At 35.9% G+C, this 23,432-nt stretch carries 19 protein-coding genes; 7 read left to right on the top strand and 12 right to left on the bottom strand.

Features of this window, described 5'->3' with window-relative positions:
• Positions 1–82: 82 nt before the first annotated feature.
• From DBR39_RS16985 to DBR39_RS16975, 3 genes are all read right to left on the bottom strand, one after another.
• The gene (locus tag DBR39_RS16985) at positions 83–892 is read right to left on the bottom strand and encodes a T9SS type A sorting domain-containing protein (RefSeq protein WP_124535076.1); all 810 of its coding nucleotides are present in this window, start codon (positions 890–892) and stop codon (positions 83–85) included.
• Positions 893–1,049: 157 nt separating this feature from the next.
• A complete protein-coding gene (locus DBR39_RS16980; protein ID WP_124535074.1) occupies positions 1,050–1,895 on the bottom strand; it encodes a T9SS type A sorting domain-containing protein in 846 nt (281 codons plus the stop codon).
• Between the two features lie 96 nt (positions 1,896–1,991).
• On the bottom strand, positions 1,992–2,777 hold the full coding sequence (locus DBR39_RS16975; protein ID WP_124535072.1) for a T9SS type A sorting domain-containing protein: 786 nt from the start codon (positions 2,775–2,777) through the stop codon (positions 1,992–1,994).
• Positions 2,778–2,929: 152 nt separating this feature from the next.
• Here DBR39_RS16975 and DBR39_RS16970 point away from each other — a divergent pair, with 152 nt between their 5' ends.
• A complete protein-coding gene (locus tag DBR39_RS16970) occupies positions 2,930–6,157 on the top strand; it encodes a hypothetical protein (RefSeq protein WP_124535070.1) in 3,228 nt (1,075 codons plus the stop codon).
• A 74-nt stretch (positions 6,158–6,231) separates the two neighbouring features.
• On the opposite strand, the gene DBR39_RS16965 is transcribed toward DBR39_RS16970, so the two are convergent.
• Positions 6,232–8,202, bottom strand: coding sequence for a T9SS type A sorting domain-containing protein (locus tag DBR39_RS16965; protein ID WP_124535068.1), 1,971 nt, complete (start codon positions 8,200–8,202; stop codon positions 6,232–6,234).
• A gap of 198 nt (positions 8,203–8,400) precedes the next feature.
• Between DBR39_RS16965 and dusB the strand changes: the two genes are divergently transcribed.
• A complete protein-coding gene (dusB, locus tag DBR39_RS16960) occupies positions 8,401–9,396 on the top strand; it encodes a tRNA dihydrouridine synthase DusB (protein WP_124535066.1) in 996 nt (331 codons plus the stop codon).
• A 53-nt stretch (positions 9,397–9,449) separates the two neighbouring features.
• On the opposite strand, the gene deoC is transcribed toward dusB, so the two are convergent.
• The 5 genes from deoC to DBR39_RS16935 all read right to left on the bottom strand — a co-directional run bounded on the left by deoC (position 9,450) and on the right by DBR39_RS16935 (position 13,944).
• Positions 9,450–10,193, bottom strand: coding sequence for a deoxyribose-phosphate aldolase (gene deoC / locus DBR39_RS16955; RefSeq protein WP_124535064.1), 744 nt, complete (start codon positions 10,191–10,193; stop codon positions 9,450–9,452).
• A gap of 4 nt (positions 10,194–10,197) precedes the next feature.
• Positions 10,198–10,668 carry an Lrp/AsnC ligand binding domain-containing protein gene (locus tag DBR39_RS16950; RefSeq protein ID WP_103232653.1) on the bottom strand — a complete coding sequence of 157 codons (471 nt, stop codon included), beginning with the start codon at positions 10,666–10,668 and terminating at the stop codon, positions 10,198–10,200.
• A gap of 27 nt (positions 10,669–10,695) precedes the next feature.
• Positions 10,696–11,631 (bottom strand): endonuclease/exonuclease/phosphatase family protein, encoded by a 936-nt coding sequence (locus DBR39_RS16945; protein WP_124535062.1) that lies wholly within the window; start codon positions 11,629–11,631, stop codon positions 10,696–10,698.
• Between the two features lie 382 nt (positions 11,632–12,013).
• Positions 12,014–12,685 (bottom strand): tRNA (guanosine(37)-N1)-methyltransferase TrmD, encoded by a 672-nt coding sequence (trmD, locus tag DBR39_RS16940; protein WP_103235448.1) that lies wholly within the window; start codon positions 12,683–12,685, stop codon positions 12,014–12,016.
• Entirely contained in the window at positions 12,682–13,944 is a 1,263-nt protein-coding gene (locus DBR39_RS16935) for an NAD(P)/FAD-dependent oxidoreductase (protein WP_109738347.1), read from the bottom strand. Before DBR39_RS16935 ends, trmD begins: the two co-directional genes overlap by 4 nt.
• 66 nt (positions 13,945–14,010) lie before the next feature.
• Here DBR39_RS16935 and DBR39_RS16930 point away from each other — a divergent pair, with 66 nt between their 5' ends.
• Positions 14,011–14,874, top strand: coding sequence for a glycoside hydrolase family 25 protein (locus DBR39_RS16930; RefSeq protein ID WP_185147208.1), 864 nt, complete (start codon positions 14,011–14,013; stop codon positions 14,872–14,874).
• Positions 14,875–15,001: 127 nt separating this feature from the next.
• Here DBR39_RS16930 and DBR39_RS16925 read toward each other — a convergent pair whose 3' ends face one another.
• A complete protein-coding gene (locus DBR39_RS16925; protein WP_124535060.1) occupies positions 15,002–15,514 on the bottom strand; it encodes a 5' nucleotidase, NT5C type in 513 nt (170 codons plus the stop codon).
• A gap of 210 nt (positions 15,515–15,724) precedes the next feature.
• On the opposite strand from DBR39_RS16925, the gene DBR39_RS16920 reads away from it, so the two are divergent.
• Positions 15,725–17,617 carry an ABC-F family ATP-binding cassette domain-containing protein gene (locus DBR39_RS16920; RefSeq protein WP_124535058.1) on the top strand — a complete coding sequence of 631 codons (1,893 nt, stop codon included), beginning with the start codon at positions 15,725–15,727 and terminating at the stop codon, positions 17,615–17,617.
• An 88-nt stretch (positions 17,618–17,705) separates the two neighbouring features.
• Here the strand turns inward: DBR39_RS16920 and DBR39_RS16915 are convergent, their stop codons facing one another.
• Positions 17,706–18,761 carry a Gfo/Idh/MocA family oxidoreductase gene (locus DBR39_RS16915; protein ID WP_124535056.1) on the bottom strand — a complete coding sequence of 352 codons (1,056 nt, stop codon included), beginning with the start codon at positions 18,759–18,761 and terminating at the stop codon, positions 17,706–17,708.
• 180 nt (positions 18,762–18,941) lie between these two features.
• On the opposite strand from DBR39_RS16915, the gene DBR39_RS16910 reads away from it, so the two are divergent.
• From DBR39_RS16910 to DBR39_RS16900, 3 genes are all read left to right on the top strand, one after another.
• Positions 18,942–21,215, top strand: coding sequence for a TonB-dependent siderophore receptor (locus DBR39_RS16910; RefSeq protein ID WP_124535054.1), 2,274 nt, complete (start codon positions 18,942–18,944; stop codon positions 21,213–21,215).
• 94 nt (positions 21,216–21,309) lie between these two features.
• On the top strand, positions 21,310–21,825 hold the full coding sequence (locus DBR39_RS16905) for a membrane protein (RefSeq protein ID WP_047379059.1): 516 nt from the start codon (positions 21,310–21,312) through the stop codon (positions 21,823–21,825).
• Positions 21,826–22,082: 257 nt separating this feature from the next.
• Positions 22,083–22,676: a hypothetical protein gene (locus DBR39_RS16900; protein WP_103233121.1), complete on the top strand. Its 594-nt coding sequence runs from the start codon at positions 22,083–22,085 to the stop codon at positions 22,674–22,676.
• A gap of 107 nt (positions 22,677–22,783) precedes the next feature.
• Here the strand turns inward: DBR39_RS16900 and DBR39_RS16895 are convergent, their stop codons facing one another.
• Entirely contained in the window at positions 22,784–23,419 is a 636-nt protein-coding gene (locus DBR39_RS16895) for a peroxiredoxin (protein ID WP_124535052.1), read from the bottom strand.
• Positions 23,420–23,432: the final 13 nt, after the last annotated feature.

Below are 23,432 nucleotides of genomic sequence, written 5' to 3'. Positions count from 1 at the left end.
ATAGTCAAGCTCATAAGATTCTTCACTACATTTCATTTCTTTCAGAATGACATTTTTGAAAGAAGCTATTTTTTATTAAAAACTAATCTTTTATAATTTTCTGTGAAATCGGAATATTATTGATCGTTCCGGTCACAATATAAGTTCCTTTGGGAAGCTCTGCAATATCAAGACTTGAGGCTAGTTTTGTAGGTGATTTTTTGACAACCTGCCTGAATGTATCGTATACTTTCGCATCTTTCACCTCTGTTCCGAAGACAATTCTACTGTCTTTTATAAAGGGATTTTGTACAAACCCGGATTTCACACTCCCTTCCAGGGAAAAGTCAGCCATATTATTATCACTCCCTACCAATGTTCTTTTTATAGCGGTGGTTGTGGTTGGAGAAGGAGCTGGTCCATCTCCTTTAAATTGATCAGCATTGGATCCATATCCCACAAAATCTAGTACATTGGATGCAGAGGGTCCTGCTACCTGCACTATATTTCCGGCTAAAGCTATTTTTCCTGATATACTGGAGATTCTCAATCCGGAAGATTTGTTAGGTGTTCCGTCAAAATTAGTTATTGTCGTTGCAATAAAATCTGGTGTAGGTAGATTTTCAGTACCTCCGTCAATTGCTGACTCCTGAATCAAATAGGTTTCTTCAGGTCCCAGAGTAAAGTCTGGCAGTGTATGATATTCGGTAAAAGCACCTATCGCTGGTGCATATTGTATACTGGCCCCTGTCAAAGAAACCAAATTGGTTCCGATATTTTTAAGGACAATATAATTATTTTTCAACACAGCCCCTGAATTGGCATTACCACCGTAGATCTCATTGATCACAATCTGAGCATTTGAAAAAGAGGTTAACAAAAGAAGCCCGGCAAGAGTAAAGATTTTTTTCATCGTATTAATTTTTAGAAATGGATTTGTAATAAAAATATCAAAAACAATACCACCAAATTAAGAAATAAAGGCCAAATAAAAATCTAAAATCAACAAATAATCACATAAAAAAAGCCGCTTCTGTGAAGCGACTCTCTGTATTTTTATTTAAAAGAGATTAGTCTTTAAGAACTTTTTGAGAAACCGGTTGGTTGTTTACCGTACCTGTTACAATATAATTACCTTTTGCTAACTCAGCAACACTTACAGTTCCATTTTGTTTTACAGAAGCTTCTTTTACAAGCTGCCCGAACATATTGAAAACTTTTACGTCTTTTACATCAGATCCGAAAACGATCTCGTTGCTTTTAACGAAAGAGTTCTTTACGAAACTTCCTGATTTTACATTTTTAGCATCTATAACAGCTAAAGAACTTGACGTTCCTGAAATTGTAACATTATCTACTCTTGACGTCCCTGCAGCCGCATAATTAGCACCTCCGTTGGGTGTATAAGTAGCATTGTTGGCCGGATCAAATACGGATAATACTCTAAATCCGAAGTTAGCATTGTTATCTGCGCTAGCTGGCAAAGTATTTGTCAGGGTAACCCATGTAGTAGGTGATCCTGTTTGCCCTATTGCAGTTGCAGCTCCAATATTTGTCCAAGAAGCACCATCTGTTGTATACTGCATTTGAAAATACTTAGAACCAGTACCAGAACCTGTAATATCTACAGAAACAGTGATATTAGTATAGTTGGCAGTACTGCTCGTAAACTGAAAACCTGCTGTACCAGAACCTGTACCTTGCGCTGGAAAACCAGCAGTACTCCATGCTTTTCCTGAACCAGGATTACCTCCAGGAAAAGAAGGCGCTCCTGTAGCAACTAAAATGCTCGCTGTACCTGCACCTGTTGTAGCAGCATTTGTGCTTCCGTCAAAATTCCACTGAGTTATTGTTGTTTGTGCAAACATAACCGTTGATGTTGCTAAAGCAACAAATAGAGAATAAATCTTTTTCATGAAAATAATTTTTTTTTAATACTTCGTAAAACTACAAAAAAAACGCTATTCAATTTGAATAGCGTTATATATTTAACAATTAGTTAATTAGCCGTGTTATTTTTTAATAACTTTCTCTGAAACAAATTTACCATTTACAGTTCCCGTTACAATGTAAGTTCCTTCTTTAAGGTCAGAAACATTCAAAGATTGGTTTTCAGAAACAGTAGTCGCTTTTACAACCTGACCTGCCATATTAAAGATTTTAACATCAGATTTAGCTCCGAAAGTAATATCATTATTTACAACAGTGTTTTTAACGAAAACGTTTTTAGAGATGTTTAAGTTGGAAGTTCCTAATGAAGCAGCAGTACCTACTACTTTTACATCATCAATTCTGTAGTTTCCGTTATTATTGGTAACAGAAGACCATCTAAGGCTTAAGCTAGCTGCATTCTCTGTCTGTACTGGTAACTGAATCGCTACCCCACCATTTACAAGAGCCCAGCTATTAGCATTTTTGGTATACGTATAGGTTACATTATTCCAAGTAGTACCATCTGTACTCCATTGAAAAGTAATATTCTGAGCAAAAGTACTAGTTCCCTTGCCAGCCCAGATAATATTAACATTGCTGTATCCAACTGTAGATAAAGAGTAAGTTAGTGTATGGGTAATTCCGTTAGAACCATTTCCAACGAATACAGCGTTCGTTCCTCCTGAAGCTCCTGAATTATTTGATTGATTAGTTGTATTTCCATTCCATCCATTAGTGGTACTTGTGCTTACCCAGCCAGCTGGTAATGTATTGGTAGTTCCAAAATCTTCTGATAAAAGAGTGGTTTGTCCAAAGGCAGTAGCAGCAAACATAGCAGCCGCTACAAGCGAATAAAGTTTTTTCATGATTTAAAAATTTTCTGTTATTAATAATTTCGGGGGCTAAATTACGTTGATTTTTCGCGACTTCACAATATTTGGATTAAATTTCTGTTAATAATTCTAAACCTCTTAGTATTAACATTTTTTAGCTATTTTTACCAATTATTTTTCAAAACTTGCGGAATTTTATTCTTCTATTCGTTTTATTTTTTTTAGGCATATTTTCAGGAAATGCTCAGGTATTTTCATGGAAAAACCCCAATATTCCTGAAGACAGCATTAAAAGAGACAGTATTCTCGCCGCAAGGTTGGAACAGGACATCTTCGCAAAAGATACTCTTGATTTCATAAGAACTCATAACAAGATCATTATTGATGAAGCTGTATTAGCAAAAAATGATAAAAAGAGATTTTTAGGAGAGCTTAATTCAAAAGGTTCTATTATCCGTGGGATCACTTTTGGGAATAACCAGGGACAGTCTGTGCAGAGTTCTATGGATCTTCAGATCTCAGGGCGATTATCAAAAGATGTTACCATTTTAGCCAGTATTTCAGATCATAACCTTCCCATTCAGGCTGACGGATATACCCAAACTTTAGAGGAGTTTGACAAGATCTATATGCAGCTTAATATTAAGGAAAAATCTATCCTCAGAGCCGGGCATCTTGATCTTGTAGAAGCTAAAAATTATTTCGCGAAATACCAGAGAAGGAGTATGGGGCTTCAGTTCCAGACAGAATTTGGGAAAGAAAATAAAACATTTGTAGATATTTCTGCCGGTGTTGCACGAAGTGAGTTCCACCGAATTCGTTTTCAAGGGGTTGAAGGTAACCAGGGACCTTATCGTCTGACGGGTAAAAACGGAGAACAGTTTATTACTTTGATTTCAGGTTCTGAACAGGTTTTCATTGACGGGATCTTAATGAAACGTGGAGAAAACCAGGATTATATCATCAACTATAATACCGGTGAAGTTACCTTTACCAGTTTCCGTCCTATTTTCCAGCAGAATTTCATTACGATTTCTTATAACTACGCCAATAGAAATTATTCAAGATATTTATTTACAGGAAAGCTTGAACATCAGAGAGAAAGATTCAAAGTGGGGCTTAACTGGTTCATGGAAAATGACAACAAAAATGCACCGCTTTCTTTAAGTCTTTCCAAAGAAGATGAGCAGATCCTTGCTGATGCAGGAAACAATCCTGATCTCATGTATGCACCATCGGGAGTGGTCACCGAGTATGACGTCAATAAAATTTTATATAAATTAAACACAGCCGGAAATTTCTACGAGTTTTCCACTGATCCTAATTTAACGCTTTATCAGGTCTCTTTTACTTATTTTGGGGCTAATCTTGGAGATTACAAAATAGCACAGACTACCAATAACGGACGTGTTTTCCAATATGTAGGACCCAATGCGGGAGACTACAGAGCGGTAAGAAAACTTCCTTCCCCTCAGAAATCACAGGTATATTCAGTGAATTCTGAGTATTTATTGAATGAAGGTAAGATAGGCGCTGATATTTCCCTGAGTAATTATGATGTCAATTTATTTTCGTCAAAAGATTCTGATCAGAATATGGGATATGCATGGCGTATCTTCGGGAATAAAAGTTTTACAAAAAACACATGGAAAGGTACTCCAAGTTTTGAATATCAGTACATCGACAAACAGTTTCATATTCTGGACCGTATCAACGATGTGGAATTCTCCAGAGATTTTAACCTTGCACAAGAATTTAACAAAAAGACTCAAAACAGGTTTATTTTCAGCTTCCTGAATAAATGGAATAATAAATCTACTTTAAATTATCGTGTCAATTATTTGAACGAGCAAAATTCTTACAAAGGACTTAAAAATGACCTGGACTTCGGCTGGATTACAGGAAAATTCTTTACCAAAGGGAATTTATCCTACCTGAGTACCAATGCAACCTTACAGGACACTAAATTCATCCGTGGAGGGGCTTCAACTGAGTTTACCGGTAAAAAAGGAAGCTGGACTATCGGTGGAAGTATGGAGCATAACGAGAAAAAATACAATGACACCCAACTTATGGATGTCACGAGTTTCAGCTGGAAAGAGCTCTTTTTGCAAAAGAAAATCGGTGACAGTACAAGAACAAAGCTATTGGCAAAAGTATACATGCGAGATAACGACTCTGTGCGTGACAACAGACTTCAGAATATGAACAATATTTTGGGGATCATGGCGGAGAGCCAGATCATTAAAACAGAAAGAACTACTTTAAATGCTTTAATCCATTACAGAAAATTCTTCTACTCCGGTCCGGAAGGTAATGTAACCCGAAATAATGACTTCGTTGTTGGAAATATCCTTTACAATCAACAGCTTTTCAGAAACGGGATGCGTCTTCAGGCTTTCTACGAACTTGGAAACGGACAGGAAGCACAAAGGGAATTCCAGTACATCAAAGTTACAGACGGACAGGGAGTTTATAAATGGACGGATTATAACGGAGATGGTATTCAGCAGCTGGACGAATTTGAAATTGCCGAATATTCCGATCTTGCACAATATATCCGTGTCTACACCAATTCTGTAAGGTATATTCCTTCCAATAAAAATAAAATACAGTTAGCTTTATTTGTAAATCCGGCTATTGTTTTCAATTCAGAAAATGGATTTTTAAAACGCTGGAATTTCAATATTTCATTAAATTCTCAAAACTCGTTCTATAAAAAAGATAAAGTTCTTGTGTTGAATCCTTTTGAAAAGAACAGTGATCAAATTCTTAAAAATCAGAACATCCTTGCCTCCGTACAGTTCAATCCGACTGATAAATCAGGATGGAACGGAAACTACAGACTCATCACGAATGATAATCTTATTAATGCCAATTTCAGTAATGAAGAGCGTGAGCAGGTTTCTCATTTTCTGAATGTCGGATATTGGTTCAATAAAGAATTCAGAGTCGACTGGGAAAATTCTGTTCATGACATCAAAAACTCTTCACAATTATTTGCGACAAGAGATTATCGTCTTAATAATTTTGAAACCAAACCTAAGGCAACATATAAATTTACAGATGCTATTCAGGCAGAATTGTCTTCTGCTTTCCGCCAGAAACAAAGATTAGATGGTGAAGAGCTTCTTAAAGCTTTTGATGTTACAGGAACAATCCAATGGGAGCGTAGAAAGACTTCCATCCGTGGAAACTTCTCATTCATCAGTAATAATTTTACAGGAAATAATTTCAGTATTGTAGGAAACCAGATGCTGGATGGTCTGAAGCCTGGGAAAAACCAGGTATGGAGTGTATTTATTCAACAGGCCATCAACTCGTTTATCCAATTGAATCTTAATTACGAAGGAAGAAATTCAGGTGAACGGACAATTCACATTGGAAGTATGCAGGTAAAGGCAAGTTTCTAACAGTAATGATTACTTTTTAAATAAAAAATCCCCAATATCGCTATTGGGGATTCTTTTTGGCTATGAGTTACATTTTATTTTTTAATAATTTTCAGTGACTGCGAACCTTTTTCTGCATTTACTTTTAAGATATAAACTCCGGCAGGAGCACGTCTCATATCTACAGAACCTTTTTCAGCATTGATTGTTTCATTAAGAATTTTCTGTCCTGAAACATTATATACTTCAACATCTTTGATTCTACTGTCATTATTGATATAAAGATAATCTACCACTGGATTCGGGTAGAAGCTTACAGTATTCTTTTTAGCAGCATCATTTACCGCCAGTATAGCCACTGTAAATTCAAAACTTCCAAGATCCGGAGTGAGAGCATTTCGCACATTCCCATCTGCATCTAATGTCACTTCTACCACAGGAGTTCCTTTATTATCAAGAGCTGCATTTCCGGTAGCAGACACATGGAAATCAGTAGCAGATACAAACACAGGCAGAACGTTCAGAGAGTTTGCATTGCCACCAAATCCTAACTGAATATCAGCAAGTGTCGCTTTTGCAAGACCTCCAATATATCCCAGATTTGTCCCGGAAGAATAGAAATTATTATAATTAATCGTAGAAAAAACGTTACTGAGCGCTCCTGCATAAATAGTATATCTATCCCCTGCCTGGGTCTGGGTATTTACAAAAAGATTATTTCTCACATCAATACCTCCTAAACCGGTTACTCCGCTGGTAATATTAAACGCAGAAGGTCTTCCTGCAACAGTCTGGTTAACATCCATGACAACTGTATTATAATATACTTTATATCCTCCCCCTGCGGCAATAACAATTCCGTTTCCGTTATCATTGACTCCACCAGTCGTTGCATATCCATAACCAGCTATACCATTCACTACATTATTAGAAACCAGTGTATTGGCTGTAAGACTTGTTGTGGCCAGATAAATCCCCTGAGCTCCATATCCGCCAATATTGGTATTTTTTATACCATTTATCTTATTATTATCAATAGTCACTCCGGATGTCAGCGCACCCCCTGCATAAATTCCCGCAAACAGAGTCCCTGTTCCACTGGAAGTAAAATTCGAAATAGTATTTCCTCTTACTATAATATTAGCTACAGCCGATGCTCCTGTATTTCCGGAGGTAACGGTAATCCCGGAAGCGCCACCCGTAGATGTTCCGGCATATCCGAGATTGGTAATGGTATTTGAAATAATTGAAGAGTTTACAGTACCAGTAGCAAACCAGACCCCTCTTTTGATTTCGGTACTAGCAGTTTCAAAATTACCAATAATATTATTGCTGACGGTCACTCCGTCTGCACCCTGTACATACACTCCTCCAAGACGATTGGCATCTGTTCCGGAAGCGCTTATATCATTACCCGTAACCAAAGTATTTGCTCCATTTCCTGCTGCTATAGCTGCAAATAAATAAATCCCCATATAAGCTTTCTTTATAGAGTTATTCTGGATGGTAACATTATTAAAGAAGCCTCCAACAGGGGTTGTAGCTCCGTCATACATAACTAAAGCTGAAGAACTATTGATACCATTTATAATATTCAGGTTTTTAACCATAATATTGCTATTTGCCACCGCCGCAGAAGCTGCAATAAATGTAAGTACCTGCGGTGCAGTTACAGAGGTATTGGTAAGGGTAAGGTTTCTTGTTGTTCCTGAAGCAACATTGCTTCCATCCAAAGTAATATTACTACCCTGGATTCTCACTAAAGGGGCACTGGCAAGATCACCAGAAATTGTAGCCGTAACTCCTACTGCCGGTTTTATCACAACTGAAGTGTAAATAGTTGCTCCACCACTGGCATTCAAACTCGCAGTGGCTGTTTCGGTTGTACTAGCTGTGATACTGATTGAAATTGCTCCCTGATGTGTTCCCGCATTAATAGCGTCAAATGCTCCCTTTAACGTAGTATAGGTTCCTGTAGCTGTTCCTGCTGTAGCAGAAACATTCACTTGTGAATAAAAATTTGATGAAGCTAAAATTGCCATCAAATAAAATAGAATTTTTCTCATATCATTAATTTTTATTATACTAAATATAAAAAATAATTTTCAAAAAATCAACAAAAACACTGAAAATCAGATAAATATATTCAATTAAAATTAAACAAAATATCTTAAAGTTCCTTAAATAAACAAACAGACGTAAAACAGCAAATAATATAATAGATAGTAAAATATTGTTTTTTCAGAATTTCGTAAATTTGCATCATGATAAAAATAGGCAACATAGAACTGCCGGAATTTCCACTTTTGCTGGCTCCGATGGAAGACGTAAGTGATCCTCCGTTCAGACGTTTGTGTAAAATGCACGGTGCAGATCTAATGTATTCGGAATTTATTTCTTCCGAAGGATTGATTCGTGACGCTATTAAGAGCCGTAAAAAGCTGGATATCTTCGATTATGAAAGACCTGTTGGTATACAAATTTTTGGTGGAGATGAAGAAGCTATGGCCATGTCTGCCAGAATTGTTGAAACGGTAAATCCGGATCTGGTGGATATCAATTTTGGATGTCCTGTAAAAAAAGTTGTCTGCAAGGGAGCTGGAGCTGGAGTTTTGAAAGATATTGACCTTATGGTTCGTCTTACGAAAGCCGTTGTAAGCTCTACCCACCTGCCTGTAACTGTCAAAACCCGTTTAGGATGGGACAGCACCAGCATCAATATTGACGAAGTAGCAGAACGTCTTCAGGAAACAGGAATCAAAGCTCTTACCATACATGCCAGAACGCGTGGTCAAATGTACAAGGGAGAAGCAGATTGGGAACATATTTCAAGAATTAAACAAAATCCTAATATTGAAATTCCAATTTTCGGAAATGGTGATATAGATTCTGCTGAAAAAGCATTAGCCTATAAGCAAAAGTATGCCTGTGACGGTATTATGATTGGACGTGCTGCTATTGGCTATCCGTGGATATTTAATGAAATCAAGCATTTCTTTAAAACAGGAGAACATTTACCAGAACCTACCATATCAGACCGATTACTGGCAGTCCGCCAGCATGCTGAGTGGAGTGCAGAATGGAAAGGAGAAAAATTAGGATTGATTGAAATGAGACAGCATTACAGCAACTATTTCAGAGGAATTCCTCATTTCAAGGATTTCAGAAAAAAGTTCCTGGAAGTTTTCACATTGGAAGAAATGAACAGCCTAATTAAAGAAACCCAACAGTTCTACGAAGAATATCAGGCACAGATATAAAATAAAAACCATCAGTTGAGCTGATGGTTTTTTATATTTTGAATTTTATATTTTTAATATCCTTCTGAGGAAGATTCATCTTTAATTAATGCTAAAGCCGAAGAGGTACCTATCCTTTTAACTCCCATGCTGATCATTTTCTCGGCATCTTCAGGAGTTCTTACACCTCCTGCTGCTTTTACAGGAAGTTTCCCTGCGTTATTAAGCATAATGGTGATCCCTTCAAAAGTTGCTCCGTTAGGTTTACCATCAGCAGTTTTGAAGAATCCTGTCGAAGATTTAACAAAAATTTTTGACCAGTCATTTTCGGAGAAATTCTCTTCTGCCCAGGTAGATATATTTTTAGTAAGATCAGCAATTTGCTCATCAGTCAGTGCTGCAATTTCAATAATCCATTTTACAACTTTATGATGTTCAAGGGATAATGCAGTACATTTTATAAATTCCTCTTTTACCAATTCTATATTTCCCTGCAGATAAGCAGTATAATTAATTACAAAATCCAATTCATCTGCACCATCTTCAATTGCTTTTGAGGCTTCTGCAAGCTTCTCATCAATTGAATATGTACCTTCGTGAAAGCCTATCACAGTTCCTACTGCAACATTTGAATTTCTTTCCTGAATATATTTCTTGATCTCAGATACATAATCCGGACGAATCATCACGGCAAAAATATCATTCTCAATAGCTTCTTGGGCGAGTTCTTTATCTTTTTGAAGTGTTTCTTCATGGGAAATACCTGATTGTTCTGGTGTTTTCAAGTAAGTTGAATCCAAATATTGGGCTATGTTCATATCGTTATACTTTCAATTGTCTGTAAATACCTTGTTCCAAAGATATAAAAGTTTCTGTTCGTGTTACTCCTTTTAGTTTTTGAATTTTGCTAAGAATCTGCATCAAGTGATCATTATCTTTGCAAAGAACTTTCAGAAATATGGTGTAATTTCCTGTTGTATAATGGGCTTCCACTACTTCATTTACGTCATGTAAAGATTTTACCACGTCTGGATAGTGGCTTGGCTGATCCAGAAATACACCAATGTAGGAAGTCACCTTATATCCAATTTTTTTAGGATTAAGGAATGATATTGAATTCTCAATAACTCCCGCATGTTCAAGTTTTTTGATTCTTTGATGTACCGCAGTAGTTGAAATACCAACATGTTTAGAAATGTGGGCTAAGGAAGTTTTGGCATTATCCATCAACATGTAGATAATTTCTTTGTCAATAGAATCCAAATGATAGCTTGTGTTGCTCGAATTTTTCATTTTCTACTTTTTTATTATTTATGTTTTTTACTGTAAATTCTTAAATTTTACAAAAACCGGAAAATGGTCGCTATATCCTCCCAAATACCGCGTACCGGCATAAGTTCGGAAAGGACGTCCTTCAAAATTTCTGGCCCTGCTGCGGATGTTTTCAGAATTGAACACATGGGCATCCTGAAAAGCCAGCGTCTTATTATCAAGCAAAGATCTTGACATAATGATCTGATCATACAGCAATCCAGATTTATAATGAAAAGTAGAATAATTTCTAGTAGAAAACAATTGCTGAAAAGGATTCATTAAAACCTTCTCATGTTGATTGTCATAGAGAATCTGCACTAAATTTTCATCATCCGGGTTTTCGTTAAAATCACCACACAATATGACATGCTCTTTATCAGCATTTACTAATTTCAGAATCCGTTCCCGGACTTCATTCAATATAAAGGCTCTTTTGGGTTTATTGATATCTTTTTCGCGTTTAGAGGGAAGATGCGCGATAAAGACATTAATAATTTCTCCTTTATATTTAATTTTCGAAAAAAGTACGTCTCTGGTTGTATCGTAATATTCTGTGTTTTTATTCACTATTTCAAAAAAGAAAGTAATGGTTTCTGAATCTATCACCTCTACTTTACTTTTATCATATAACATGGCTACATCCACTTTTCTTTCGTCCATAGAATTGTAATGTACAATTCCATATTGCGAATTAAAGGGTTCCATCTCCACGAGGTCTTCCAAAACTTTCCTTCCGGAAACTTCAGACAGCCCTATTACAAATGGCATTACACCATTTTCCTCCTTCATCAACTGAAATACATGGGAGATTTTGAAAAGCTTGTTATTATATCTCTTTTCATCCCAATTCCTTAATCCTGACCGGGTAGGATCTAATTTGTGGACAGGTTTTGGATCGGGTAAAAATAAATTTTCAACATTATAAAAAGAGAACAACTCCATCTACACTAATTTCTATACTTTTTTAATTTATTATGTTCTTTCACTTCAAGAGATTAATCTATTATTTTTTCAAATCTCATCGATTCACCGCCCATTAAGAATAAATAAATTTCAATAAAAAACAATTCAAATATAATAAAAATACCAATGAAGTAAGCTAAAATAAATTAATTTTTCAATCATTCGAGAGTTTTAACTAATTAATCAAAATTGAGACAATATGTTAAATCAAGAATAACAGAAATAAAATATTAATTTAAAATTAGAAACATTAATATTTTTCGTACGTATTAAATTTACAACAAATATTATTCCATTTGCTTTAATAACAGACGGGGTTAAATAGGTTGGCCAGAATGAAATAAATCCCGGCAAATTTGATCTAAAGTAAATCGGGACGTTTTTCTTTGGTAATTCTTACAGCTTCATCATGACGCCATTCTTCAATTTTTCCAGAATTCCCGCTCAGTAAAATTTTAGGAACATCAAGTCCTTTATAACTTTCGGGCCTGGTATAAATTGGTGGTGAAAGAAGATCATCCTGAAAACTGTCTGTTAAAGCACTCTGCTCATCATTCAAAACACCGGGAAGCAATCGTATGATAGAATCTGCAAGAACGCAGGCTGCCAGTTCTCCTCCTGTAAGAACGTAGTCACCAATTGAAATTTCTTTTGTAATATGAAGGTCTCTTACTCTTTGATCTATCCCTTTGTAATGTCCGCAAAGAAAGATAAGATTTTCTTTTATGGAAAGCGAATTGGCTATTTTTTGATTCAAAGTGACTCCATCTGGTGTAAGGTATATCACTTCATCATAATTTCTTTGAGATTTAAGCTCTGAAATACATTTATCCAGCGGTTCAATCATCATCACCATTCCTGCTCCACCTCCGTAAGGTTCATCATCAATCTGCCTGTGTTTATTGATTGCCCAGTCTCTCAGCTGATGAAAATGTACTTCTGCCAGCCCTTTATCCATCGCTCTTTTCAAAATAGAGGTTTTAAACGGACTTTCCATCAGTTCAGGAAGTACGCTTATTATGTCAATTCTCATTGTAATGTTCCGTTTTTCTTAGTAGGTATAATAATTAATCTTAAAGAAGAATCTTTGTTGATATAGCTCCACATCCAGTTGAAGAATATGGCCAGCTTATTTCTAACGCTCAAAATTAGCATTAAATGGAGAAACATCCAGAAATACCAAGCCAGAAATCCCTGAAACTTGATAAATGGCAGATCTACAACGGCTCTATGCTTCCCTATGGTTGCCAGCGAGCCTTTATCATCATACTCATATTCTTTCCATTCGTCCTGATTTTTCTTTAATAGATTTTTACCTAAATTTTTTGCCTGATTAATGGCTACGTTAGCAACCTGAGGGTGCCCTTGTGGATACTTTGGTGTTTCCATATAGGCAATATCTCCGATCGCATAAATATTGTCGTACCCTTTTATTTTATTATATCGATCTACAATATATCTGTTTCGCATTAAATTTTCTTCCGGGAAACCTCCTACAACATTTCCGGTAACTCCAGCAGCCCAGATTACATTGTTGGAAGAAATTTCTTTTCCACTTTTAAGATGCACTTTATCTCCATCATAGTCTGTTACCACTTCTCCACTAAGAAAAGTGACTCCAAGATCCTTAAGGTACTTTTCCGATTTTTCTTGTGCTTCGCTGCTCATCACAGCAAGTGGTTTTTCGGTAGAGCTCACCAGAATAATCTTCAGATGGTCAAAGTTCATATAAGGGTAATCTCTTGGAAGAATATCTTTTTTCATCTCAGCAAAAGCTCCCGCAAGCTCCACTCCTGTAGGCCCGCTTCCTACAATCACGATATTCCAGTTTCCGTCATCGCTTCTGCTTTTTTCAATGATGAGTTTTTCAAAGGTCATCAGTACATGATTTCTGATACTGATGGCTTCCTGGGTATTTTTCATCCCAAAAGCTCTTCCTTCTAATTCCTTGTTTCCGAAAAAATTGGTTTTACAGCCCGTTGCAATGATGAGTTTATCATATGTAAATTCGGCTTCGTCGGTAATGACTTTATTGCTGGCAGGGTCTATTTCTTTTACCTCTGTCATCCGGAACTGTGTGTTTCTGGATTGCTGAAAAATCTTTCTGAAGGGGAAAGAAATGTTGGAAGGTTCTATCCTTCCTGAGGCTACCTGATAAAAAAGCGGCTGAAACATATGGTGGTTCATCCGATCCAGAACAATGACCTTTTTGTTCTTGTTATTCAATGTTTTTGCAAGCTGCAGCCCCGCAAATCCTCCTCCTATAATGATGATTTTTTCGCGTGTTTCCATAATACACAAATTTACTGATTTTATTTTAGCATTTAGCAGTGAAAAAAGTTAGTTTTGCAAAACTTTATGACACCAAAAAAGTACACCAAAAAAACTGCCAAACAGGTCCATAAATCAAGACGGAAGAAGTATTTTTTCCGAAGATGGGTAATATTGGGGATATTGATCGTAGCATTGATAGGAACCGGATTTTATTTAAAGCAGTCTGTAAGCTATTATTATGCAATGTACTTTAATAAGTTTAAGCACAAAAAACTTCACAACAGTGAAAAGGAAGCGGCAAGAATTCAGAGAATACTAAGCAGTAACCTGGATAAGACGTATGGTTTTGATGTTTCTCATTATCAAAACAGGGAAGATATCAAATGGGACAGTCTCAGTATTGGCAATAAAACAATCCCATTAGAGTTTGTCGTGATGCGTGCTACGATGGGAAACCGAAGTGCCGATAAGCATTTTGATGAATTTTGGGAAAGTGCTAAAAAACATGATCTTATCCGTGGTGCCTATCATTTTTACAGAGCCGATGAAGATCCCGTTATTCAGGCTAATAACTTTTTAAACAATGTAAAACTGGAAAGTGGCGACCTGCCTCCTATTTTAGATATTGAAAAAATTCCAAAGCGTAAGACCAATAAAAAATTGATTGAAGACCTGAAAGTATGGTGTAAAATCGTGGAGGATACGTATGGTCAAAAACCTATCATTTATACGTATTATCATTATTATAAAGATTTTCTGAAAGGTGAGTTCGAAGGTTATCCTTTATGGCTGGCCAATTACAATGATGTTCCCTCTCCTTCTCCGGATGATCAGTGGGATTTCTGGCAGTTCACAGAAAACGGTATTGTCCATGGCATCAACGCCAAAGTGGATATTGATATTTATAATGGAAACTCCTGGTCGTTAAAAAGACTGACACTGGATTAAAAATACGAAAGGAAGCTAGAAGCAGGGAGCTAATACTGACCGCATAATTTCATATCGGCTTTCAGAAATAATCTGTCTTATATAACTTCCAGCCTCCATCTTCACACTTCCAGCCTTTAAGATAATTTTAAAGGATATTCATCACGTCTTCCCAGGAATGCACTCTTTTATAAGTATTATTTTCTATCAGCTCATTATGAGGCTGGGTGAATATTAATCTTTCCCCTGAAAAATGATCCAGATTTTTTGGATAATCATCAATCATTACATCTCCGGAAACCACTTTTTTACTTCCGCAAAGAACAATCTGTTCCCAGGTGATGAATGGAAAATGCTCTGCCAGCCAGTCGTATTTTTCTCTTAAGCTATTGGGAAACTCCATTCCTGCAGATACGATATAGAGATCATATTTGTTATTCAGATATTCCATCGCTTCGCGGCTTCCTTTCATTACAGGTAAGGTTCTGAAAAACCCAACTTCATTAACGTGTTTTTTTCCATTGGGAAAAGACTCTATTTCAGGTTTACCCGTCAAATCACTGATTGGAATTTCTCTTCCTGTATCTCTTTTTTCAAATTGCACCAGCTGATGATATACATCCGCCATTACCCCATCCATGTCGACAATAACTTTTTTCATTACTTCAATCAGGTTTTTATATTAATATTTTTACTGTGCTAATTAAATTATAGGCTATCAAATTTACTGAATAGTTTTTTCAGACAATGGACACAGTCTATTAAAAAATTATAAATATTCATTTTATAAAAGAGGTTCAGGAAAATTTTAGGCTACATTTTCGTACTTTTGCGGTTCAATTCAAAATCAATATCAAACCATTACATTCCAATGAATTACGTTTCTGTAGAAAACCTTACTAAATCTTATGGCATCAAAGTTTTGTTCGAAAATATCTCTTTTCATGTCAATGAAGGTGATAAAATAGCCATTGTTGCCAAAAACGGAAGCGGAAAATCCACCCTTCTAAAAATATTAATGGGGAAAGAAATTGCAGACAGTGGCAATGTGATGATCAATAAGGATATTCAGGTAGTTTTATTTGACCAGGAAATCGAGTTTGATTCTCATCTCACTATTGACGAATTTATGATGACGCTTGATTCTGCGCCCATTCAGGCCTTAAAAAATTATCATAAATCATTACTTTCAACAGATTATGATTTCATTGAAAAAGCTCTGGCTGAAATGGAAATTCATAAAGCTTGGGACCTGGAGAATGATATGAAACAAATTCTCTCTCAGTTGAAAATCACAGATCTGGAAGCTAAAATGGGAACACTTTCCGGAGGACAGATCAAACGTGTGGCTTTAGCAAAATTGTTAACTGAAACAAGAGCCGAGCACCGTCACACTCTTTTGATTATGGATGAGCCAACCAACCACCTTGATGTAGAAATGGTAGAATGGCTTGAAAGCTATCTAAGCAAAGCCAAAATAACATTAATTCTGGTTACTCACGACAGGTATTTCCTTGACAGCGTTTGTGACATTATCTGGGAAATGGAAGATAAAAATCTATATTTCCACAATGGTTCGTATGCGACTTATCTTGAGAACAAAATGATTCGTGAGGACAATATGAATTCCACAATCGACAAGGCGAATAATCTTTACAGAAAAGAACTGGAATGGATGCGAAGACAGCCTAAGGCCAGAACTACAAAATCAAAGTCTAGACAAGAAGACTTTTACGAAACTGAAAAAATAGCTAAAACCGATACCCGAAAAGAGTCTCTGGAACTCGATTTTGAAATGAAAAGACTCGGAAATAAAATTTTGGAACTTCGAGATATTTCTAAAAGCTATGACGATAAATTATTAATAAAAGATTTCAGTTATCAGTTTCAAAGAGGTGAGAAAGTAGGAATTGTAGGAAAAAATGGTGCTGGAAAATCTACATTACTGAATATTATCCAAGGTCTTGAGCCAAAGGATTCCGGAGAAATTGAAACCGGAGAAACGATCAAATTCGGATATTTTTCACAAAAAGGACTGAAATATAAAGAAGAGGAAAGAGTAATTGACTTTATCAAAGAAATTTCCGAAAACTTCCCTTTAGCTAACGGAAGAACGATCTCTGCATCGCAATTTTTGAGGCTGTTCTTATTTGATGACCAAACGCAATACTCACCTATTTCAAAACTTTCGGGAGGTGAAAAAAGAAGGCTCCACCTGATGTATATTTTGTATCAGAATCCCAACTTTCTGATATTTGATGAACCTACCAATGATTTGGATCTTCCAACTTTGACTGTTCTGGAAAATTTCTTGCTCAACTTTCAGGGTAGTTTGATTATTGTTTCCCACGACAGATATTTCATGGACAGAATCGTAGGTCATGTTCTTGCATTTGAAGGAGATGGAAAAATCAGAAATTTTGTTGGAACTTTCTCAGAATACAGAGAAGCTAAAAGCCGTGAGGATGCCTTAGAAAAAAATACAGTATCAAAGCCAGAACCTGTAAAAGAAATCGAGGCAGTAAAAGAGGTTTCTGAACCTGTTTCTAAAAAAAGAAAAATGTCTTTTAAGGAACAACGTGAACTGGAAACCATAGAAAAAGAAATGCCAGAACTTGAACAAAAGCGTGCTAAAATAATGGATCAGCTTAATAATGAAACGGAATATGAAAAGGTTGCAAAACTATCTGCCGAGCTGGAAACTATTTCTGAAAAGCTAGAAGAGTATGAAATGAAGTGGCTGGAACTTCAGGAAATCCTTTAATAATAATGAATTAAAAATTATGAATTATGAGTTGGTATAAAGTTGACAACCGCTATTATTCTCCAACTCATAATTCATAAATCATAATTTATAATTCAATTACTCTTTCTTCATTTGCACTTTTCAGGGAAGCATCAATGATTTTCATATTCTGAATAACTTCTTTTCCCGGAGATGGCAGCGCATATCCAAAAACGATGTGTTCATAAATCTGCTGGTAATAATTCATGTAGTTTCCGGCTTCACTGGAAGTCAGTATTCTTTCTGTTTCAGAATTCTCATACAAGACATTTAAAATTCCGTCTGTTCCTTTTAACGGTTCAGCCCACTCTTTACCATATTCGGGAATCGCTCCTGCTACCAATTCGTTTTCCTGATTATCGGTTCTTTCCTGCAGGAAAGTTCCTTTGTCCCCATGAATAGTATAGGCATAATGTGCTTCTTTACTGAAAACCGATGATTTTAGTCTTACTCTCAGATCATTTTTATAGAACAGCAGGATCTCGAAATAATCATTCGCAAACTCCTTCCCTTTCATAGAAAATACATCGGCAAACAGTTTTTCAGGATATCCGAAATACTGCACTGCCTGATCTACAAGGTGCGACCCCAGATCATGAAGCGATCCTGAACCTACCTGATCCGGGCTTTCCTTATGCTGCTTTCCACTGGGTGTGGTACGGAATCTGTCGAAACGGATTTCAGCTTCTTTAATATTCCCTATTTTCTGATCATTTAATATCTTTTGTACCTGTAAAAAATCACGGTCAAATCTTCGGTTTTGGTACACGCTTAAGAACAGTCCTTTTTCTTCTGCCAGCTGCACCAGCTCTTCAGCCTCGGAAACATTGACTGTAAAAGGTTTTTCTACAATAATATTTTTTCCTGCTTCCAATGCTTTTTTTGCATATTCATAGTGTGTCTGAACCGGAGTGTTGATGATGACCAGCTCTATATCTGCTTGCTGAAGCATTTCTTCAACAGAGCGGTAAATGGTTGCTTCAGGATATTTTTCTTTTGACTCTTCTTTACTTCTTTCTACCACTGCAGAAATAAAAAATCCCGGATGCTCCTTTAAAAAGGGTGCATGGAAAACTTTCCCACTCATTCCAAAGGCACAAAGCCCTGCTTTTACCAATTGCATATTATAATTTTTAACAAATATATTCATAAAAAATTCTCTATCCCTTCGTATAAAGTAACTATAGAAATAATCCATGCCATTATTAACAGAATATGATTTAAATCATAAAATTATTTTTATCTATTCTAAACAAATACTTACATTTGCGCCTTATTTAAAACTGTTCTACATAAAAATAATATGAAAAGACAATTACTTTCTTTAGGTCTTCTATTTATCGCTGTTTCAGCGAGTTCGCAGATGAAAAATGCTGAAGCAGATACCATCAGAACCCAGACCATTGAAGATATCAACTTACACAAAACCGGAAATCCGAACCAGGCAAAGCCATTTTCAACAAAATCTAATTTGACGGTAATGGAAACCCCTCAGCCTATTGCCATTGTCACTCATGAAATTATTGAGCAGCAGCAGGCAAAACAGCTAAGTGATGTTCTTCAGAATATAAACGGAATGTACATTACTTCATCCAGAGGTAATTCTCAGGACAGTTTTGGTGGACGTGGTTTTATCTTGGGAAATGACAATATTTTCAAGAATGGAGCAAGGATAAACAGTGGAGTTTTCCCTGAAGTAAGTGGTCTTGAAAGAGTGGAAGTATTAAAAGGAGCCAACGCAATGCTTTATGGAAATACTGCTGCCGGAGGTATTATTAATATGATTACGAAAAAGCCTAAATTCAATTTTGGCGGAAGTGTAGGATTAAATGGTGGAAGCTGGAATTCTTACAAACCAACAGTTGATATTTACGGACCACTATCTAAGAATGTTGCTTTCAGAATAAATGGAACTTACGAATATGCTGAAAGTTTCAGAGATGTTGTACAATCTGAAAAATACTACTTCAATCCTTCATTTTTATTTAATTTAAGTGAAAAATCTCAATTAATTGTTGAGGCAGATTATCTTAAAAATAATTTCACCCCGGATTTCGGGATTGGATCTATTACTGAAAAAGACCAAAGCTATAGATTGAATGATGTTGTTTCCAGAAACGCGTTCTTCGGAACCGACTGGCAATATCAAAATGTACAGCAAGCTTCTACGAATGTAACTTTTAATCATCAATTTAACGAAAAATGGTCTTTGAATGCTACAGCTTCTTACCAAAACTATACTAAAGATTATTTTTCTTCTGAAAGAGTACAATGGGGCTACAGCTCACCTACTGCTACCAGACTTTCATGGAACAGACCTTTTGGTAAAACATACAATGAACAAAACTATACTTCTGCACAAGTAAACTTAAACGGTGAATTCAATACAGGAAAAATCAACCATAAAGTTTTGATTGGTGCTGATGCAGATTACAGCCAGGCAGATGCTTATACCTATACTTTAGGTGCTACTTCTAATGTTTTATTCTTAGATGACCCTTCAACATGGGGAAGTGTTGACATGCCAAGTTCTACCCTTAATACAAGAAACAGAATTAACACAAGAAGAATCGGGGTATATGCACAAGATTTCATTAGCTTAACAAAACAACTTAAAGTTATTGCAGGTTTAAGATGGTCTTATGTAGAAAACATGCCTACATTGACTACTCGTTTTACGGCAAATGAAAAATTTGAAGTATCCAATTCCTCAACTGCGGACAATGCATTTTCTCCAAAAGTAGGGTTGGTGTATGCTCCTAATGAAAACCTTTCAGTATTTGCAACGTATACTAACTCATTTGCTTCAAATGCAGGATATACTTCAGATCAATTTAATACGGTAAATACCAATCAACCGGTTGCGCAAGTTCAAAATCAGTTAGCTACTTTATCTAGACAGAGCATAAAACCATCAACAGTTGATCAATACGAAATTGGTGTTAAAAAGAATTTCTGGAACAATGCTTTAGCTGTTAACTTAACGGCTTATCAGATTATGTACAATAATTATTACCAAACCTATTGGTTCGCTTCTACTCCAAACGGAGCTCCGGTAAATTCAACAGATACGAATCTTAAAGAATTTGCAGGAAATATGAGAAGCCGTGGTGTGGAATTAGATATTACAGGAAATCCGACAGAAAACTTATCTATAATCGGAGGTTTCTCTTATAACAATTCCGTATATACTGACACTCCTGAAAAAGGATATGTTGAAAACCAAAGATTGGTAAGAACACCAGCTACAACAGCGAATGCTTCCGTTTTCTATAAATTTACAAACTACGTAAAAGGATTAAAAATCGGAGCTGGAATTTACTTTATCGGAGACAGAATCGCTGGGTGGAATGACACAAAATCTACAAACACAAGTAGAAACAACGTGAGTAGAATGTTTGATCTAAAAGACTATACAACAGTTTCTGTATCAGTTGGCTACGAGTGGAAGAAGTTCTCTATCCAAGGAAGAGTGGGGAACCTGTTTGATGTTGTAAATTACAATGTTCACGAAAATTATTCTGTGAACCCAATCACTCCGAGAAACTATTATTTTACTTTGACGTACAAACTTTAGAATTCTTTATATAATAATTCTTTCATTAAAAGTGGAAATTGCATTTTTGCAGTTTCCACTTTTGAAATTTAAAAACAAAAACAAACAATAAGATATGGACAAGATTAAAGACACAAGAAGCTTTATGAGAATCACCCACCGTTATCTGGGATATTTCCTTGCAGGTATTATGGCTGTGTATTCATTAAGCGGAATTCTTCTGGTTTACAGAGACACAGATTTTCTTAAGAATGAAAAGAAATATGAAAAAAACATCGCTGCCAACCTTTCAGAGAAAGAACTGAAAAAAGAGCTGAAGATGAAAGGTCTTGAAGTAGAGAAAACAGAAGGAAGTGTTCTTTATTTTAAGCAGGGAACGTATGACAGTGCAACCGGAAAGGCAAAGTATACTAAGAAGGAATTACCTTTCGTACTAGACAAAATGGTTTCTCTTCACAAATCTCAGTCTAAAGATGCAATCTCCCCCTTAAGTGTGTTCTTCGGAGTTTCTCTTTTCTTTTTTGTAATTTCAAGTTTCTGGATGTTCAATCCTAAGACGAAAGCATTCAAGCGTGGAATCAAGTTTACTATTGCTGGTCTTATTATTTCTATCATTCTTTTATTTATATAACAATATCAGAAAACTGAAAGAAGGAAAAAGCAAGCATTTTCATTACCAAATTTTTATCATAAAATTTTATCATTTTTATTTCAAGGAATATTTATCATTACGATATCACCATTAAATATGTTAAAAAAATAAAATAAATCCACCTTACAATATTAACGTTTATTTAGAAAAATTACGTAAAATTAAGAGTATGGCACATTTATTGTTTTTTCTATAATTCGTGAATAATAAACATTTAATTATTAAAATAATAAATTATGAAAAAACTTATTTTAACAGGGATATTAGCCGTAGCAGGCTTAACGGCAACTGCAAACGCTCAGATTCAGAAAGGTAATTGGATGGTAGGAAGCAGCTTGGCAACAAGTAATTTTGGATTGAATACAGGTGGTGGATACCAAATTAACCTACAGCCAAAAGGAGCTTATTTTATCGAAGATAACGTAGCTGTTGGGGGATATGTTAATTTAGGCATTGGTAAATCTTCTAATACCTCTAATACTAGGTTTGATTATGGCGTAGGAGCTTTAGGACGTTATTATCTTTCTCCTGGAGAACAAGGAGTAAATAACTTATTACACCACGGAAGATGGTTTTTCGAAGGGAACTTAGGTGTTGGTGGTTATTCTATCAGCAAAGGAGGTAACTCTACAACAGGTCTTGACTTCGGTGCTGGACCAGGGTATTCTTACTTTATCACTCCAAACATTGGTCTAGAAGGTTTAGTAAAATATGCTGGTGTTACAGGTTTCGGAAATCAAGGTTTAACATCTAACATTACTTTTAACCTAGGGTTTAGTATTTATTTACCAACCTCTAAAGCTAAGCAAGTTGTTAATGAAGTAAAGTAATCAAACGCTTTACTATACATACATAAGTATACATTGAAATCGCCTCGAAAAATTTTTCGAGGCGATTTTCGTACAAATTAAAACTAAACTATAAAAAATCAAATAAATCATGTATTAGGTTGCGGGGTGTATCTTAAGTACGGTTTTATTTCCGTTACCCCTTTTGGGAATATTTTCCTGGCTTCCTCTGTAGAGATGGTTGGAGGCACAATAACGTCTTCTCCATTTTCCCAATTAACAGGTGTAGCCACCCGATAATTATCTACCAACTGTAAAGAATCCAGCACTCTAAGGATCTCATCAAAATTCCTCCCTGTAGAGGCCGGATAGGTAATAATCAGTCTTACTTTTTTGTCTGGATCAATGATCAATAAAGAACGAACAGTAGCCGTAGCCGATGCATTCGGGTGAATAAAATCATAGAGTTCGGAAATCTTTCTGTCCTTATCTGCGATAATAGGAAACAATACACTTGTATTCTGCGTTTCATTAATATCTTTCACCCAGTTTTGGTGGTCCTCTACTCCATCTACACTTAACGCGATTACCTTTGTCCCTCTGGCATCAAACTCAGACTGCAATTTTGCTGTATACCCCAATTCTGTAGTGCATACCGGGGTATAATCTGCCGGATGTGAAAATAAAATCCCCCATGAATCTCCCAAATAATGATATAAACTGATATCACCTAAAGATGATTCTGCCTGAAAGTTGGGTGCTGTATCTCCTAGTTTGATCGACATAATATTCCGCTTT

The sequence above is a fragment of the Chryseobacterium sp. KBW03 genome, assembly GCF_003852415.1.
In the GTDB taxonomy this organism is placed as follows: Bacteria; Bacteroidota; Bacteroidia; order Flavobacteriales; family Weeksellaceae; genus Chryseobacterium; species Chryseobacterium viscerum.
This window is presented reverse-complemented; position numbering and strand designations above follow the sequence as displayed.